Below are 16,629 nucleotides of genomic sequence, written 5' to 3' on the forward strand. Positions count from 1 at the left end.
CAGGTTTCACGAGAAATGGCCGGTCAACGCTAGCAAGTCAAGAGTTTGGCTTGCTAACGGCCGGGTAACTGCCGCGTGCGGTTTTGGGGCTGCTGGTTCCTGTCGCTTCGTGTGGTGATTCACTTCCTTTCGAAATATTCCATGTCTGCTACGGTCCCGTCTGTCGACAGTGCTGGATTGATTGACCTATCTCACATCCTACCAGCAGATATTCCTCGCAATAATCTTGTCGAGCGATTGCAATTCTGGGCAAATACACGTCCCAATTCGGCTGGATTAATGTTCAGCGATGGCGAAACGGATGACGAGCAAACGCTCACCTATGCAGAGCTTGATCATGCTGCGCGGGCGACAGCGGTTGAAATACTGAAGTTCGCCGAACCGGGTGACCGCGCGATATTGATGTATCCGCCCGGCTTAGATTTTGTCATTGGGTACTTTGGATGTTTGTACGCCGGTTGTGTCGCCGTACCTGCTTTCCCGCCGCGACGTAATCGCAAAGGAATGCGCATTCAAAACATTGCGCAAGATTGCGCCGCCAGAATTGGTTTAACGACTGCGGAAACCGCGTCACAGATTTTTAAGGACGAATCAAATTCTGCCGAAGTCCGGTTGGTGAAGACGATTTCGACTGACAAGATCGACAAGACGCTGGCCATGCAGTTTCGCAATCCAGTGATCGCCGGCGAAGACCTCGCGATGCTGCAGTACACCTCCGGTTCAACTGGTCAGCCTAAAGGTGTCATGTTGACCCACGAGAATCTGATACGCAATTGCGAGATGATCGTTTATCTATTCAACTTGCGTCAGAACGAAAATGGCGTTAGCTGGCTTCCGGCGTACCATGATATGGGATTGATCGGTGGCATCTTAAGCCCGATTTACTTGGGCGTAACCATGTGCCTAATGAGTCCGATGTCATTTCTTCAGCGTCCTGTGCGCTGGCTTCGCGTCTTAACAAAATATAAGTCAGCGATCACTGGAGCGCCCAACTTCGCATACCAGTTGTGTGTAGACAAAGTAACCGACGAAGAAATGGAAGGGCTGGATCTTAGTAACTGGAAAGTTGCTTTCAATGGGGCGGAACCCGTACGAGCCAGCACCATGGAGCAGTTTACTCGGAAGTTCGAGCGTGTTGGGTTCAAGAACTCGTCGCATCTTCCAACATATGGTATGGCCGAAACGACTTTAATTGTGACGGCCGGGCCAGCGACCAATGATCCTGTTGTGAAGCACTTTCGGGGACGTTGCCTTGATACGCGTATCGTAGAACCGATTGACGCCAACGATCCTGATGCACGTTCCTTGGTCGGGTGCGGTCGCGTCGCTCCCAACGAAACTGTGCGCATCGTTGATACGGAAAACCAAAGTGTTTTGCGTGACGATGAAATTGGAGAGATCTGGATCAAGAGCCCAAGCGTGGGTAAAGGCTATTGGAAGAAGCCAGATCAGACACGTGAGACCTTCGAAGCTTATACATCGGACGGCCAGGGGCCATTCTTGCGAAGCGGCGATCTTGGTTTCTTTCACGATGGGCAATTGTTTGTTGCTGGTCGTGTCAAAGACTTGATTATTGTCCGTGGTGTGAATCGCTATCCACAGGATATTGAACAAACGGTTGAAGAATGCCACGAGTCGATTCAAAGCGGCTCAGCTGCCGCGTTTGCTGATCTGAGCGGTCCTCGTGAACGTCTGATTATCGCAGTGGAAGTTCAGCGATCTTTGGAAGACGACTGGGCACCGGTGATCAATGCGATTCGGCGAAGCGTCGTGCAAGTACACGAGCTCCCACCCGACGCTGTTGTGCTGGTGCGGTCTGGGTCGTTGCCGAAAACGTCTAGTGGCAAAGTCCAACGTCATGCTTGCTTGACATCTTTCCGCGACGGTTCCATGCGTGTTATTTCGCAATGGATTGGCTGGGAAGACAATGACGACGAAGCCGCGCCGATGATCGCCGCGTCGACTGTAGCGAACTCGTTTAACTGGCAGAAGCATCGCGCGGTTACGACCAAGAAGACACGCGATCCTGATCCTGAAATCGTCGAATTCGTGAAGAAGGCGATTCGCAATGTCGCCGAAGAACGTGCCAAGATTCTTGATCTGGACACCAACATTGTTGTTGACCTTGGGCTCGATTCGCTAGAACGTTTGCAGATTGCTCATACGCTGGAAACGGCGTTTGGCGGTCGCTTTCCAGAAGATGTATTGAACGAAATCGAAACGGTCCGTGAGATTTCGGAAGCGCTTCAGCAACACTTCGGCAAAGAGAAGATGCGCGTTGACGTTCCCGAGGAAGTCAGCGAAGAAGTTGTCCTTGAACGCGAGATTCAGCCTGGCGATTATCAATTCGCACAGCTACCAGAGTACCGGCGGCTGCGACGCACCATCGAGCAGTTTGGTTTGAGCGGATTGCCGAATCCTTATTTCACAGTGCATGATGCGCTGACCCGTGATACGACCAGTATCAACGGTAAAGAATATATCAGCTTTGCTTCGTACAACTACTTGGGCATGAGCGGCGATCCGTTTGTGACGGAAGCCGTCGTCGAAGCCGTTCGCAACTATGGTACGAGTGTGTCTGCCTCGCGTTTGGTCAGCGGCGAAAAGCCTTTGCATCGCCAGTTGGAAACGGAGATAGCGCAATGGATCGGAGTCGATGATGCGGTGGTTATGGTTGGTGGACATGCGACCAACGAGAGCGTGATAGGCCATTTGGTCGACGAGAAAGACCTTATTCTCCACGATTCACTTTCGCATAACAGTATCGTTCAAGGGGCTTTGCTGTCGGGAGCTCGTCGCAGAGCATTCGCCCATAACGATTGGGAAGAACTGGCTGCTATTCTAGAGAGGTCGCGAAAACGATTTCGACGGACGTTGATCGTCATCGAAGGCGTTTATAGCATGGACGGTGACTTTCCGAATTTGCCCAAGTTTATCGAAGTCGCTCGGCAGCATAAAGCGTGGTTGATGGTCGACGAGGCGCATAGCATTGGAACTATGGGGCTGCGAGGTCATGGCATTTCCGAACACTTCGGCGTTAATCCACGTGAAGTCGACATCTGGATGGGAACGCTCAGCAAGTCGTTTGGTTCGTGCGGTGGTTACATCGCCGGTAGTCATGAACTCGTAGAATACTTGAAGTACACGGCGCCTGGGTTCGTCTTTAGCGTAGGGCTCTCGCCGTCGAATGCGGCTGCGGCGATCGCATCGCTCAACGTGCTGCGTCGTGAACCTCAACGTGTGACCCGCTTGCACGAGGCCTCCCGGCTGTTTTTGACGGAAGTGAAAAAGCGAGGATTGAACACTGGCGATAGCGCGGAAACTCCGGTGATACCGGTGATCACGGGCAATTCGTTGCATGCTTTGCAGTTGTCGCGACGGCTGTTCGAACAAGGGATCAACGTTCAGCCAATTCTCTACCCGGCGGTTGAGGAGTCGGCGGCTCGATTGCGATTCTTCATCAACTCCACTCATACGAACCAGCAGATTATGTGCGCCGCCGAACTGGTGGCTGCTAATCTCAAGAAGATTACCCCGGAAGCTTTCCGAGGCAGCGATCTCTGACAGTTTCGTTCGGCCTTGTCAAATTGAGTACAGCTAGCGCAATCAGTTGGCTGCACCCTTCGGAGCGAGAATAGGACAAGCATCAACATCGCCGCCAACGATTTGCCTATTCAAAAGGGATTCGCTGCTGCATTTGCAAAGAAAATGCGAGGCTTGGCACAGAATGTGGTTATCCTGAAGTCTTGGAGTTAGGTTGTTCCTGACCAAGCATGAAGCGTGAAATCGACGCTTTGGACAAAAGGGTAATATGATGAAGATCTTTGATGCTACCTCGTTGAATGTTGTTGTGAAATGGCTGCTAGCCACGCCGATGTTGCTCGTCGGGCTCCTCGCGACTGGTACTGCGGAAGCCGGGCCGTGGTCTCGTGCGACAGGCGAAGCCAGGGTATTGCGATCGGCAACTGAAGATCTGAGGAACCGACTGGAACGACTTTACCGTCACTCTCCAGCCACGCAGTATGCCGTTGCGTCGGACGAACTCGCAAAGTCGCTGATCGAGTTGACACGGGGCTATGTACCGCAAGCATCGATCGAAGCAGAGCTGACTCGTTTCAATGAAGTTTACGAAATCACTCGTTCGCTAATTGCATCGGAGTACCGTATCGCCTCTGACAAAAACATCAAGCGCTATACAGATCAGATCGAAGGCCGATTCAATAAACTAGTGAACGACTTGGGGAGAGCTAAACCGCCAGCCGTCGCTTATGCCCCGCTCCCTGTTGCGCCGCCAATAAGGTACGCTCCTGATTATTCCGCACGAACGGTACAACCGGAGTGGTATAGTGAAGAACTATATGCTCCTCAGATCGAGCTTCGCGGACAAATCCGTTCGCAAGCCGCGCCGCGACCTGTCGCACCATTTGTCCAACCTTACCAAAGCTATCGCCCGCAGGTCGCACCGCAATACAGCCTCCCTCAACCGCGAATTTCGCTCTGATAGATTTGAATTTCGTAAACTCAACTCTCCGCCTATGCCGTCAGTTTCCAAACTGGCGGCATTTCTTTTGGCCATGTTCGTAGATCTACGAATTTGAATTGGCACGGAGCTTGCAAAATATGAGTTCGGCTTAAAAAGTCTGCCAGTTTGGCAACAGCCATTTTCAAAGCATTACAGTCTCACTACTTTCAAAGGGAGAGAAGCAATGAGCCGATTTGTTTTTCCAGTGGCTGGAATGCCAGCCATACAAGACATTGCCACTGAAGTTGAAAACGCTTTCGACCATTTTTTCCGTGGCGCGAACGAAGAGGGAGCGAAGTCGAAAATGGACCGCTCGGTGGCATACACGCCCCGTATGGACCTTGTCGAGTTCGAAGATCGTTACGAAGTTGCACTTGATCTACCTGGTGTTGATCCAGCGGAGGTCAAGATCGAACTGCACGAGCAGCGACTTTCAATCTTAGGCGAACGCAAGCGACCAACCGTTGCTGGTGACGCAAAGGTTTGGCGTAGCGAGCGCGCTGAAGGCAAATTCCGCCGCGTAGTACAGTTGCCTGAGTCGATCGATGGTGACAGTATCGATGCGGTGTATGACGCCGGCATTTTGCAAGTCACAATTCGGAAAGTTGCCAAGCCAAATCCGCGACAGATCGTCGTTAGGACTAAGGGAGCCGATGTCAATGCGATCGAGACGCAAGACAGCGATAGTAACGCGTCATAGCTAATCGTTGCGTAGAAATGTTAGCGTATTCATCGCAGAGATCGATGGATACGCGTTCCGGTCGCGACCAGGTCACCTCGACGTATCCAGTCGCCCCCGCCTTGGGGCGCAGTTAAGGGGGCCGGAGTCAATCGTGCGATGCACTCGAGGGGCCGACATGGTAGTTGGCCCCGACATGGTAGTTGGCCCCGACATGTTGGTCGGCCTCTGACTAGACGTGCTGCCTAACAGTGCCTGGCGCGTGGAGCGCCTTCCGTAAACATTTGCTGAAACTGTTCTTTCTTTGCGATTGCAACGAAGTCATTATGGCGTGCGTAGGGATCGCCGCCGAACGAAGCGGTGGCCTGAGTAATAACGAGGCGGGCCGACAGCGATGCTTGGTCGCCTTTCATGCCCTGGCACTTCATGGAGAATCGATCGCCATCTTGCTTCACTAATTCGCTAGTGATCGTAAGTGTTTCGCCAGGTCCGACGAAATCTCCAAACTTTACGTTTTTCGCTTCGGCTAAATAGAGCACGCTACATTTGTAGTCGAGCGTTTCCCGGATCAACCAGCAGGAAGCTTGGTATAGAGCTTCGAGCATCAAAACGCCTGGTAGAACTGCGAAGAGAGGAAAGTGGTCACGGAGGAAGTCTTCTTCCTCGTGCACTCTACGCTCCGCCACAATCGATTTTCCTGGAACCAATTCGACGATGCGGTCCAACTGGCTAAACCGCATCGTTGGAAAAGTATTCTGTGCCATCCTACTTATTGAACCTTTGTATCTGTATCTCAAATTAGCGCGTTGTTTATCAAATTGCAGGTTCCAGCGTAATTGGTTCTGCGGGCGGGGCAAGCCTACTTCAGGCCTGCCCTGGACGGTGCAGCGCGAAAGACGCCGTTTACGCCAAGTTGGCCAGGATCCCTCGCAATCTTGTCGGTGATTACACGCACGTCATTAACGATTGGTTCGAGCCGGTTGCTGAGGCGTTCTACATTATCGACTGTCGAAATGAGGCTGTAGTAGAGTTGGTCGTCTTCAATCAACCGGGCGAGCGTGCCATCACCGGCATTGAGACGCTGGCCAAACTGTCGCAGTTCCGCGAGCGTTAATTCGAGGCTGTCGAGCGTCTTCATGACGGATCCGACTAGTTGTCCTGACTGGTCGCCCAGCGGTTTGGTAAACGCTGAAATGTTTTCTAGCGCTTCGTTGGCAGTGCGTAAAGTTTGCCGAGCCTCATCGCCGACACCTTCAAACTCTTTTCCGATGCCTTGTAACTCTGTGCTGAACTGTTCGTAGCCTTTGAGCGTCAATTGGGTTTGCTGGAGAACGCGCTCGGCTTCGTCAAACAGGATCGGCATACGAGAAGCTGCCACACCGATAACTTCTGGGAGCCGAGCGTCTTCGAACTGTCGTGCTACTCGGTCGATGGTATCGACGGTTTGATTGAAGTTGTCGATCGTAAATCGGAAGCGATCGGCGACGTCTTGGAATTGGCCTTCCCCCCCTCCCAAAGCGCCTTCAAAAGTAGAAGCGAGTGATTCCACACGACGACTAGCTTGTTCAATCGCAGTCAAGGTCGAGGCAAAGTTACCTTGCATGTTAACCAGCATGTCTAGCGGATCGCCAGCCACAATCCCGCCGGTCAAGTAATCACCATCCGCCATCACGTTTTGTGCGAAATCGAGCTCTTCTTGGTCGAGCGTGTTGTTGCGTTCACCGCCAGCGACACCATCGAAACGAGCAATCAAAATCGAGTCGGTCGGGGGAATAAACTCCACAATTGAATCACCGGTTATCAGTGATCCAGTGGCGATGCGGCACGTCTCCCCTTGCGCAATCGCGTGTTCTCGGTCTAGTTCAAGGACCAAGTTGACGCCGCCGTTGCCTTTCAAGAGATCGACGCTGGCTACGCGACCGATTTGAACGCCATTTTTTCGCACTGGAGTGTCGCGACCCACTTTGGGAGCCGAGGGGAAATTAATAGTGACTTGGTAACGATCAGTTAAGAACGTTGGCATAGCGCCGAAAAAGAGCACCAGGATGATGCCGATGGCTGTTGCAGCCACGACCAGTAACCCAACTCCGAAACGATAATTGTTATCTTCCATTGTGCGATATCCTTTCGACTTATTTCTTTAACAAGTCAAGAAGGTTTGGCGTTTCCAGGTCACCATGCCCAGTCGAATTCGCCCGCATTTCCATCAAACGTTCGCCCGCTTCACCCTGCACGAACTGGCGTACACGGCGATCTTCGAAAGTATCCAATTCTTCGGGTTTACCATCAAATAGGATCTGGTGTTCGCCTCGCTTCAAACGTGAAACGGGATACAACATAATGACTCGATCGGCGATCTTGCGCGCCGAATGCATATCGTGCGTTACAACGACACTCGTAACAGGGTACTTTCGACGCGTCCGCAAGATCAGCTCGTTGATGACGTCGCTCATGATCGGGTCCAAGCCTGTCGTCGGTTCATCGTACAGCACTAGATCGGGTTCCAAGATTAGCGCCCGAGCGAGCCCCACGCGTTTACGCATGCCGCCTGAAAGTTGTGCTGGCCGTTTCGCTAGTACACTATCGGGCAAGCCAACTTCGGCGAGTCGATTCAATAACAGCGCGCGTTGAGAATCTGAAGTTTCCGAACCATTCTGCCTTAGCGGAAATGCCATGTTTTGGCCAATCGTCATCGAATCAAACAATGCTGCATTTTGAAAGACAAAGCCAAATCGACGTCGAAGTTTCGTTAGTTCTACTTCACCAAGCGAATGTAGGTCGACACCGTCAAACCGCACACTGCCTTTTGAAGGTTTTAAAAGTCCACACAATGACTTAAGCAGCATCGTTTTGCCGCATCCGCTCTCACCGATTATAACTAACGTTTGTCCACGAGGAATCTGGATGCTAATTTCATCTAGAACCGTTTGTTTTCCGAAAATGATCGACAGCTTGACGGTTTCAACCAAGATTGAATTTGATGAAGCACCCAAATCTGATTCGGACTGCTGTGGTCTTTTTGATACGTTGGTTGAGTGGTCGGTACTTCCACGTTTAACCTCCACATTCGGCGATGGCGCAGCGCCATAAAGCGATTCATCATCGCTAAATGCATCGTCGAATTGTTGTTGAGTGTTCACGTTAAACGAGCTTGGTTCCGCGTGGCCAAATTCTAAAGTACACTGCGTCGAGCAGGATGTTTAGCATCAGATCGAGGATCAAAATCAAGACGAAACTGATTACGAAGGACGTGGTCGCTGCTTTACCAACTCCATCCGCGCCAGGCTCACAGTTGAATCCACGGTAGCAACTTACCGTTGCGATAACAGCTCCGAAAAAGAAGCTTTTAAAAATTCCCGAGAAGAAGTCCACTGCTCCGACAAAGTCTCTTGTTACGCGAAGGTACTGGGAGTGTTCGACGTTCATGATGACGACGCTGTAAAAGTACCCCCCCACAATTCCCATGAAGTCAGCCATGATTGTCAGGGCTGGAATCAGAAGGACGCAAGACAGAAACCGTGGCACCACAAGGTAGTGGATGGGATTGGCGCCCATACTGGTCAGTGCATCGATTTGCTCGGTTACCCGCATGGTGCCCACGATCGCAGCCATTGCCGAACCGACGCGACCCGCGAGCATCGTTGCGGCGAGCACTGGACCGAGTTCGCGAACGAGCGTCATGTTTACCACAGCTCCAATACGCGACTCCATGCCGATGCTCTTGAACTGGAAGTAGCTGTTATGGGCTAGAACCATGCCGATAAATAAGCCTGTGATCATCACAACGGGGAGCGAAAGGACGCCAACTGAGTAAAAATTTGGCATCAGTGTTCCGCGCTGCGGTCGGGCCTTCACCAGCCAGATCAGCATTTGCCATACGAACAGGCTGAAGTCTCCGACAGCGTCGATCATTCGTAGAACGGTCCCGCCCCAGCCTTCTACGATCCGACGCAGATTAACTAGCAGTGAGTCGTTCGCGGTGTAGTCAACGTTGGATGACACTAATGTTCCTGGGTGAAAATTTACCGCTCGGCTTATACAGCACTCCGCAACAATGCTAGCTCCATTGCGCAGAGCAAAGCATGGCGAACGGACGATGCCGTTGTCTATTGTATCGATCAGCGAGAATGCGCTACTTGAGCAATTTTAACGACCCGGGTTGGAATATTTCCGAGTATTTTCCTGGATTGAGTGTAGAAATAGCCCCGAATAGTCGGCATTCGGCGGCGAGATACAGCTTATCCCAAGCGGTTTCGTCCCCCATCGCACGTTGCAGTTTCATCGTGACAACAGATAATGAGCCGACAAATTCCGAAACCAATGCAAGCTTTCATCGCTGTTCAGCAGTACTCTTCCATGCTCTCCCATCGAAAACGTAGTGGTAACCGAGGTCCCTGCCGTGACTGAAAGTACATGGCCCAGTGGCCTAAAGATTGCCTTGCATGGCAAGTTGGGAGCAATGTCGCGTCAGGAGGCGTTCAGCATTATCAAATCGCGTGGCGGGATTGCGGCGGATCGCAGTAGCACAAATGCTGACATCATTGTTCTTGGTGCGGATGCAGACGAGAAGGCGGCCGATCGTTTGGATTTAGAAGTACAAGCGGCCATCAACGCCGGCAATGTCGAGCTGATTGATGAAACGGTATTTTGGCAGCGTCTGGGCATCGACTCGCAACATGACGACTCGTCCCAGTTGTACACGCCGCGTGTCCTGGCAGACTTAATAGAAACACCCCTGCGCAATATCCGGCGCTGGATTCGAATTGGTTTACTCACGCCTGTGCGAGTAAACCACCGCTTGCCCTATTTTGACTTTGAAGGTTTGCAAAGTGCTCGGCAAGTTCAACAGTGGACCGCGGCGGGGTTGTCCCCCGAATCGATTGTGCGGCAACTTCAAGCTTTGCTCGAGAATGTCGACGACGATGATCCGGAATCGTTCGACCGCTGGAGCATTCATCTGGAAGGGCAATCGTTGCTCGTCCGATACGCTGACAGTTGGTTAGATGCCAACAAACAGATGCGAATAGATTTCGATTCTCTCGGGCAGCAAAGTGACGCGAGCGCAGAAGAAGAAACGCTCGACGACTGCGCAACTATATCGATTTCTGCGTTTCATGCCCTTCAGCAACCTTTCGTTCAAGGGACAGCCGAACGCGATCAGGCTGAGATTCTACGACTTGCGGAGCAAGCGGAAGATGAAGGGAAGCTTGAGGATGCCGTTGAGTGGTTTCGCGTTTTGTTGACGCGCTATGGTCCGCAGCCGGAGACAAATTTTGCTTTAGCAGAGCTGCTGTACAGGCTGGGCGATATCAGCGCCGCACGCGAACGGTACTATGCTACTTTAGAGTTGGACGAAGATTTCGTTGAAGCGCGGGCCAATCTTGGTTGCGTCCTTGTTGAAACTGGGCGTCTCGATATCGGTATCGCTGCCTTTCAAGGTGCACTTGCACAAAACGAAGAGTTTCCTGACGTCCATTACCATTTGGCGAGAGCACTCGACGATTCGAACAGAAGCCAAGATGCGTTGCATCATTGGCGTCGATTCGTCGAACTTGCCCCTAACTCGCCATGGGCTGCGGAAGCTCACGAACGCCTCGAGCAATCTTACTAACCACGGCTTGCAGAGTCATAGGAGCGTTCTCTCGACGGAAATAGTTTGGAGTTTCGTTTGTGTTGAGCGATTCGCCATTCTGCAGCCGTACACAGCCATGCAAGTGTGCTTTCAGCACCTTGATTCCGATTGATGCGGTCAAACTGTAGTCCGTCGCAGCAGGAGCCATCGCTCCAATTTGCAATCGGTTGCCCCAGATCGTTACGACCTAGAAACCACTCAACCGCACGTAACGCTTCGTCGAACCAAACTTCATCATTCGTAATCTCAAATGCAGCCAACGTTGCATTGGCAGTCGACCATGCTTCGAGAGGCTGTTGATCATGGATAGCTCGTTCTTGTCCGTATTCGTAGAAACCTCGATTGCCGATTGGCTGGAAGTTGCCATTGGCCGAGGTTTGCAAGTCACATAACCAACGCATGGATTGTAGCCCAATTTCTCTCCAGTCATCGCGATGGCAAAGCGTGCCTGCACGTAACATGGCGTTGGAAAGTTGGGCGTTGTCATAAGTAAGTATTCGCTCGAACCAGGACCAATCTGATGTACTCGCTGACTGGTAGCACACTTGAAGGCGCGAAGCGAGGTCCTCGATCAGCGCGAGGGAACGTTGCTCTCCGGCAAAGTAAGATTGATACGCTTCGGCGCCCAAGATTGAAAATGCCCAGCAGCGGGGAGAAGTACAATCGGCTGCTCGCGGGGCAACAAGCTCAAAAAGCCTAGCTGCCCAACATCGCATTTGCGGATCTCTAGTTTTTGCAACACAGTATCCCAATGTCCAGAGCGTCCGGCCTAATGAATCATCCGAGCCGCGTTTTTCCAACCATTTTCGATCATAGCTCATAAAGTTGCGAACGTCTCCCGTTTGGCAGTCGATCGCGTAGTCAAGAAATGCTGCGTACCTTCGCTGTTGGATTTTCCAAGAATTGTCGTTCTCGTCTAACTGATCGAGCATCAGAGTCAGCAGCAAGGCTCGCGCGTTATCATCCGTGCAATAGCCTTCATGGAGATTCGGTACCGAATAAGTCGAATGCTGGATAATCCCCGTGTCATCGGTAAGGATTTGGAGATGGCTCAAGTTTATTGGTGCGTTGTGGTCTGCAATCCAATCATATTCGTCTTGCAACTGCTTCTGGGCAATCTTCGAGCCGTACTGAAAGTTGAACATTTGATTGTTTGCCCGATTCAGCGTATTGACATACGCCGCACCAACGGCAGACCAAATCATTTGTCGCCCTTCTTGGTACGCATTCTTCCGCAACCTTAAACGTAACGAGTCGTCCGTTAAGATCTTCACGACGGATTTTGAAATTGCCATGGCGTCGCGAAAGGGAACGATCTCCCCTTTGCCACCGGAAAGCAAATCTGCAGCGTGCCAATAAGGCGTTGATACGATTGGCTTGCCGCAACCATACGCATAGGACAATGTCCCAGAGGTAATCTGCGTTTCGTTCAAGTACGGCGTCAGGTAGATGTCTGCAGAAGCGATGTACTTTTTCAGCAATTCAATATCGACGAATCGGTTGACAAAGTGCACGTGGTCTTCCATGCCGAGCTTTGCAACGCGTTGCGCAAGTGATTCCCGGTAGGATTCGCCCTCGCTGCGAAGTAAGTGGGGGTGCGTCGCGCCAAGCAAAACATATGTAAAGTTAGGAATCGTGGCGACTATATCGGGTACGGCGTCAATCGCGTACTCGATGCCTTTGCCGGGACTAAGCAAACCGAATGTTAGGCCAACACGCTTGCCAAGTAGATTAAATTCGTCTTTGTAATAGTCGCCATCGACGAAAGGCATGTCTGGAATACCGTGCGGGATAACGTTAATTTTTTCCCGTTTAACGTTGTATATCTCTTCCAAAAACTTCGCGCCGCGCTCGCTCATCGAAATCAGTTCTGAAGACCTCGCGGCTAACCTGCGAGTGACGCGAAATTGATCTTCGTTTGGGTTCTGAAGAATCGTATGCAACAGCGTGACAACAGGGATTCGAATATTGTCAAGCAGTTCGAAAAGCATCTTTCCAGCGGCACCGGCAAATAAGCCAAACTCGTGCTGGATGAACAGCACGTCAAACTCGGAAGCGTTGATAAAGTCTGCTGCTCGATGATAGCTTTCAATCTCCTGCTCGATAGCGAACCGGACTTCACGGGGGTAATCGTATGTTTCGGGAGTGTCGTTTACGGCGATTACGCACACATCAGCATTTGGAGCTGCTTGCTTTACCGATTGGTAAACATCCGATGTGAATGTCGCAATTCCACATTTACGGGGTAGATAGGAACCTAAAATCCCAATCTTCGACAATTGTCGCTCTTCCATTATTATCCCTTCGTAAAAACGATGATGACGGCCTGATGCCATCTGCATTACCATCGACCCGCGTGAGCAAAGAGGCCACGCATAGCGGGCTCACGACTTATCTAATTTTCTAGGAACGGCTCGAACATGAAGTTCAGCTTTAATAGCGTCGTTCTATTCAATCACAACAAAGAAGCAAAAGTCGGACCGTCGCCAATATGCCAAGGGCACATTAAGTTGGACTAGCGATCACAGTTGCCGAACCGGGAGTGTGATGTCTCAACTTGCATTCTATCGGTAGCTGGCGTTCAAAACTACCGTACAAATGGATTATGAACTTGTGCGAGAGAGTAAGGGCGATTGTTTGCGAACTCAACTCCCTTCACTCGGGCTTTAAAGGAAGCATCCCCCCCTCAGCGCTCATCGGGTTTTCAACAATACAATTCGCATTTGAAAGCTGGCTGCCCACGCGGTCTATCATTTTGTGTGTGCTATTTCGGTAGCAGCCACGGCTAACCGTAGAGATTCCAGTCCGTTTGCTTCTGTAATCGTGCGTTCGTGACTCGCATCTGCGATGAATCGAAGCTGATCATCAAGCATGTCTCGCAAGAGCTGACAATAGAGTGGTTGCTTTTCCATCTGCTGTGACCAAGTGACATGGACCTTCTGATCGACGTCAAACCACTGACCGTGTGCTCTGGTGCGTCGAGCCGTCGCCCCGTAGTTTTCCACGACATTCAACCGGTAGTCCGGCAACAAATCGGTCAAAGATTTCGTGGTGGAATCATCGACGATTGCTTGAATCTCGATTCCCATTGGAATCCAGCCTTGCATTTCAATTGTTCCCCGCTCACACACGATTCGCCACACTTGCTTTTCCAGTCGCGATGTTTGATTGAAGCCATGGTAGAATCGACATATCAATCCGTTTTCCGCTTTTGTATCGCACCATACCTGATCGACATGATTGTCAGCACGTGTGCGATTCTGCCCGGCAGATACAACTTTCAGTTCGCCGAACCACCAGCGAGCCAAGTCAAAGAAGTGAACTCCATGTTCGATAAATATCCCGCCACTAATTGCCGGGTCCCAGAACCAATGGTCGGTCCCGAGTCCTTCATCTACGGCGTGATTTTCTAAGGAAGCGTACAGGCATTCTCCGAGAGTCTTTGTGGCAAGTATTTCGCGTACCCTTTCAGCAACTGGGTTGTATCGTTGCATCAAATTGGCCACGAGAACACGTTGTTGGTTTTTCGCCTGATCGGTTAACTGTTCACCATCGGTTACCGAAATAGCCAAAGGCTTTTCGACAATGACGTGTTTGCCAGCGTTCAGTGCTTTTTTACACTGTTCCGCATGCAGTGATGGAGGGGTATTGATGTAAATCAGGTCCACTTCATCGTTGCTGAAGACTTCATCAGCAGAAGTCGTGTGAGCAATACCGTGTCGGTCAGCGACTCGCTTTGCTTCCTGCCGCGTAGTTCCGCCAATGGCCACAACTCTGGCTCGCGGATTTTGAATAAACTGCTGCAAAGCAAACAGTCCGAAAGCGCCGCATCCAACAATTCCTAAGCCAGTTTTTGTATCTTCGGTCATTTTACATGAGGTTTCGTGAGTCGATTATCAGCGTGTCGCGAACCCTTGCCACTACTTCGGACTCGTCGAGAATCGGTTGTATGCCAGAGGGAGGTTTTTCGGTTAGGCGTAATCTGGGAAGTGTGTTGTAAAGATCTCTCGTTGACTCATTTGCGTGACGCCAACTGCGGTATCAGCAGCACCGTAGAAGATGTTTAGGCAATCATCGTTCTGTGTAATAGCGGTAGGAAACACGACATTGGGCACGAAGCCCTGAGTCTCAAAGTCGTCGACGGGTTCAAATAGCGGAATTGGGCTGGCAGCAATTAGTCGGGGGGCTTTGTCCGCGCTAGCAATCGCGACAGTAGCGACATAACGACCAACTTGTCCAGGCGTCGTGCTGCGTTCCGAACCATGATAGACGATCAACCAAAAATCACCGACACGCAGTGGTACACATCCGCCCCCTATCCGTCCGCCCTCCCAGCCCGAAGCCGATGTCAGGAATGGTCGATGGTTGCCCCACTTTAGCAGATCGGGTGAATTTGCCAGCCAGATTTCTGGAGAACAAAAAGGTTGCGCAGGAGTTGGGCGATGCAACGCCCAGTACATGTCATCAAACCTTTCTGGGAAAATCACTACATCCTTGTTTTCCGGGACGAAGATGACCCCCATTCGTTCAAAGGAAACGAAGTCAATCGTCTTCATCAATGCGGTGGAGACTCCATGCATGGAAACGGCAACATAGGTGACAAAGTATTCATCGCCGATTTTCGTGATTCGAGGATCCTCAATCCCGAAAGTTTCGAGGTCACCTTCTGGCAAAATAGTCCCCTGCGGTGCGATTTTCCATTCACTCGGAACCGCGGATACATTTGTAATCCGAACGATTTGAAAGTGGGAGGTAAAGACAAGCCTCCGGTGTCCCGTCGCTCGCAATTCAATGACACGGGGGTCTAGGTACTTGAAAGAATCGGCCTCATGCGATTCCGTTTGTATACCGCCATTCTTCCACCCGGGGACTGTGAGTGAACCTTGATCTTGGTCGCGAACGCTCTGAACCACTCGGACAAGCAGCGTATACTCGTCGGGACCTGTTTGAATGGCTGCCGGATTAAACGCACCAATTATCTGTAATCCTGGGTCCGTCGGCGCCAGATCTGTCGGCGATAGTAAGAGAAATCTTGCGCTGTTCAATGAACTCTCCAGTAAGGTATGCGTCATCGTAGGACAACGCATTGTTATCTGAACAGCACATCTGTGCAAACGCGGCTTACCGAAACCAAGACGCTCTAGGCAACTGTCGTGTTGGGCAAGAATGTTTTCCAAGACTCATATCGTGGGTCTTGCAACGACGCCACGACGGCAGGATTGGCGTGCGGACGAATTGGCTTGCTTAGTAGCTGCATGTTAGCTTGCAAAGGAGTTCGACCCCCTTTGCGACTGTTGCAGGGCATGCACGAACAAACCACGTTCTCCCACGTCGTCTTACCGCCTTGGCTTCGCGGCAACACATGATCCAAACTCAACTGGCTGAGCGGTTTGCGCTGCCCGCAGTATTGGCACGAGTGGTTATCGCGAGCAAACAAATTCTTGCGGTTAAAACGCACAGTCGACTTGGGAACCTTGTCATAAAGCGTCAGCCTTACAATACGTGGTACCAGCAAATCAACAGTAGGAGTCCGAAGGTATTCTTCTCCAGGTTGGCGATCCATCGCATTTAGACTCGATAGTTCATACCACGATTCGAAGTCATAGTTGGAATACAAATCGTTCTCGATGGTGATGACTTCAGCACAGCTGCGATACAATAGAGTCATTGCTCGCCGAACATCCACTACCCGAACCGCCATATAGAAGCGATTCAATACCAAGACACTATTATCAAGCGCTGAGCCACCGGTCATACATGATCTCCAGAAGGTTTCGCGAATGGTATTCGATCCAA

General features: G+C 51.2%; 13 protein-coding genes. 4 read left to right on the forward strand and 9 right to left on the reverse strand.

Features of this window, described 5'->3' with window-relative positions:
• Window positions 1-141: 141 nt before the first annotated feature.
• The 3 genes from SH451x_RS02455 to SH451x_RS02465 all read left to right on the forward strand — a co-directional run bounded on the left by SH451x_RS02455 (window position 142) and on the right by SH451x_RS02465 (window position 5,222).
• A complete protein-coding gene (locus SH451x_RS02455; RefSeq protein WP_479360760.1) occupies window positions 142-3,564 on the forward strand; it encodes an aminotransferase class I/II-fold pyridoxal phosphate-dependent enzyme in 3,423 nt (1,140 codons plus the stop codon).
• A 250-nt stretch (window positions 3,565-3,814) separates the two neighbouring features.
• On the forward strand, window positions 3,815-4,501 hold the full coding sequence (locus SH451x_RS02460; protein ID WP_479360761.1) for a hypothetical protein: 687 nt from the start codon (window positions 3,815-3,817) through the stop codon (window positions 4,499-4,501).
• A 205-nt stretch (window positions 4,502-4,706) separates the two neighbouring features.
• Window positions 4,707-5,222 (forward strand): Hsp20/alpha crystallin family protein, encoded by a 516-nt coding sequence (locus tag SH451x_RS02465; RefSeq protein WP_479360762.1) that lies wholly within the window; start codon window positions 4,707-4,709, stop codon window positions 5,220-5,222.
• 224 nt (window positions 5,223-5,446) lie between these two features.
• On the opposite strand, the gene SH451x_RS02470 is transcribed toward SH451x_RS02465, so the two are convergent.
• The 5 genes from SH451x_RS02470 to SH451x_RS02490 form a co-directional block, all read right to left on the reverse strand.
• On the reverse strand, window positions 5,447-5,965 hold the full coding sequence (locus SH451x_RS02470; RefSeq protein ID WP_479360763.1) for a 3-hydroxyacyl-ACP dehydratase FabZ family protein: 519 nt from the start codon (window positions 5,963-5,965) through the stop codon (window positions 5,447-5,449).
• 95 nt (window positions 5,966-6,060) lie between these two features.
• Window positions 6,061-7,314 carry an MlaD family protein gene (locus SH451x_RS02475; protein WP_479360764.1) on the reverse strand — a complete coding sequence of 418 codons (1,254 nt, stop codon included), beginning with the start codon at window positions 7,312-7,314 and terminating at the stop codon, window positions 6,061-6,063.
• Between the two features lie 19 nt (window positions 7,315-7,333).
• Window positions 7,334-8,194, reverse strand: coding sequence for an ABC transporter ATP-binding protein (locus tag SH451x_RS02480; RefSeq protein WP_479362870.1), 861 nt, complete (start codon window positions 8,192-8,194; stop codon window positions 7,334-7,336).
• A 148-nt stretch (window positions 8,195-8,342) separates the two neighbouring features.
• Window positions 8,343-9,113, reverse strand: coding sequence for an MlaE family ABC transporter permease (locus SH451x_RS02485; RefSeq protein WP_479362871.1), 771 nt, complete (start codon window positions 9,111-9,113; stop codon window positions 8,343-8,345).
• Between the two features lie 220 nt (window positions 9,114-9,333).
• On the reverse strand, window positions 9,334-9,483 hold the full coding sequence (locus tag SH451x_RS02490) for a hypothetical protein (RefSeq protein ID WP_479360765.1): 150 nt from the start codon (window positions 9,481-9,483) through the stop codon (window positions 9,334-9,336).
• A 117-nt stretch (window positions 9,484-9,600) separates the two neighbouring features.
• Here SH451x_RS02490 and SH451x_RS02495 point away from each other — a divergent pair, with 117 nt between their 5' ends.
• Entirely contained in the window at window positions 9,601-10,812 is a 1,212-nt protein-coding gene (locus SH451x_RS02495; RefSeq protein ID WP_479360766.1) for a tetratricopeptide repeat protein, read from the forward strand.
• Here SH451x_RS02495 and SH451x_RS02500 read toward each other — a convergent pair.
• The 4 genes from SH451x_RS02500 to SH451x_RS02515 all read right to left on the reverse strand — a co-directional run bounded on the left by SH451x_RS02500 (window position 10,809) and on the right by SH451x_RS02515 (window position 16,588).
• Window positions 10,809-13,127, reverse strand: a complete 2,319-nt coding sequence (locus tag SH451x_RS02500) for a glycosyltransferase family 4 protein (RefSeq protein ID WP_479360767.1) — start codon at window positions 13,125-13,127, stop codon at window positions 10,809-10,811. The two genes, SH451x_RS02495 and SH451x_RS02500, sit on opposite strands and share 4 nt — an antisense overlap.
• Before the next feature lie 456 nt (window positions 13,128-13,583).
• Window positions 13,584-14,702 carry a Gfo/Idh/MocA family protein gene (locus tag SH451x_RS02505; RefSeq protein WP_479360768.1) on the reverse strand — a complete coding sequence of 373 codons (1,119 nt, stop codon included), beginning with the start codon at window positions 14,700-14,702 and terminating at the stop codon, window positions 13,584-13,586.
• A gap of 102 nt (window positions 14,703-14,804) precedes the next feature.
• Window positions 14,805-15,920: a glycoside hydrolase family 130 protein gene (locus SH451x_RS02510; protein WP_479360769.1), complete on the reverse strand. Its 1,116-nt coding sequence runs from the start codon at window positions 15,918-15,920 to the stop codon at window positions 14,805-14,807.
• Window positions 15,921-15,973: 53 nt separating this feature from the next.
• Entirely contained in the window at window positions 15,974-16,588 is a 615-nt protein-coding gene (locus tag SH451x_RS02515) for an HNH endonuclease (RefSeq protein WP_479360770.1), read from the reverse strand.
• Between the last annotated feature and the right edge of the window lie 41 nt (window positions 16,589-16,629).

It is taken from the genome of Njordella aestuarii, from assembly GCF_056494165.1.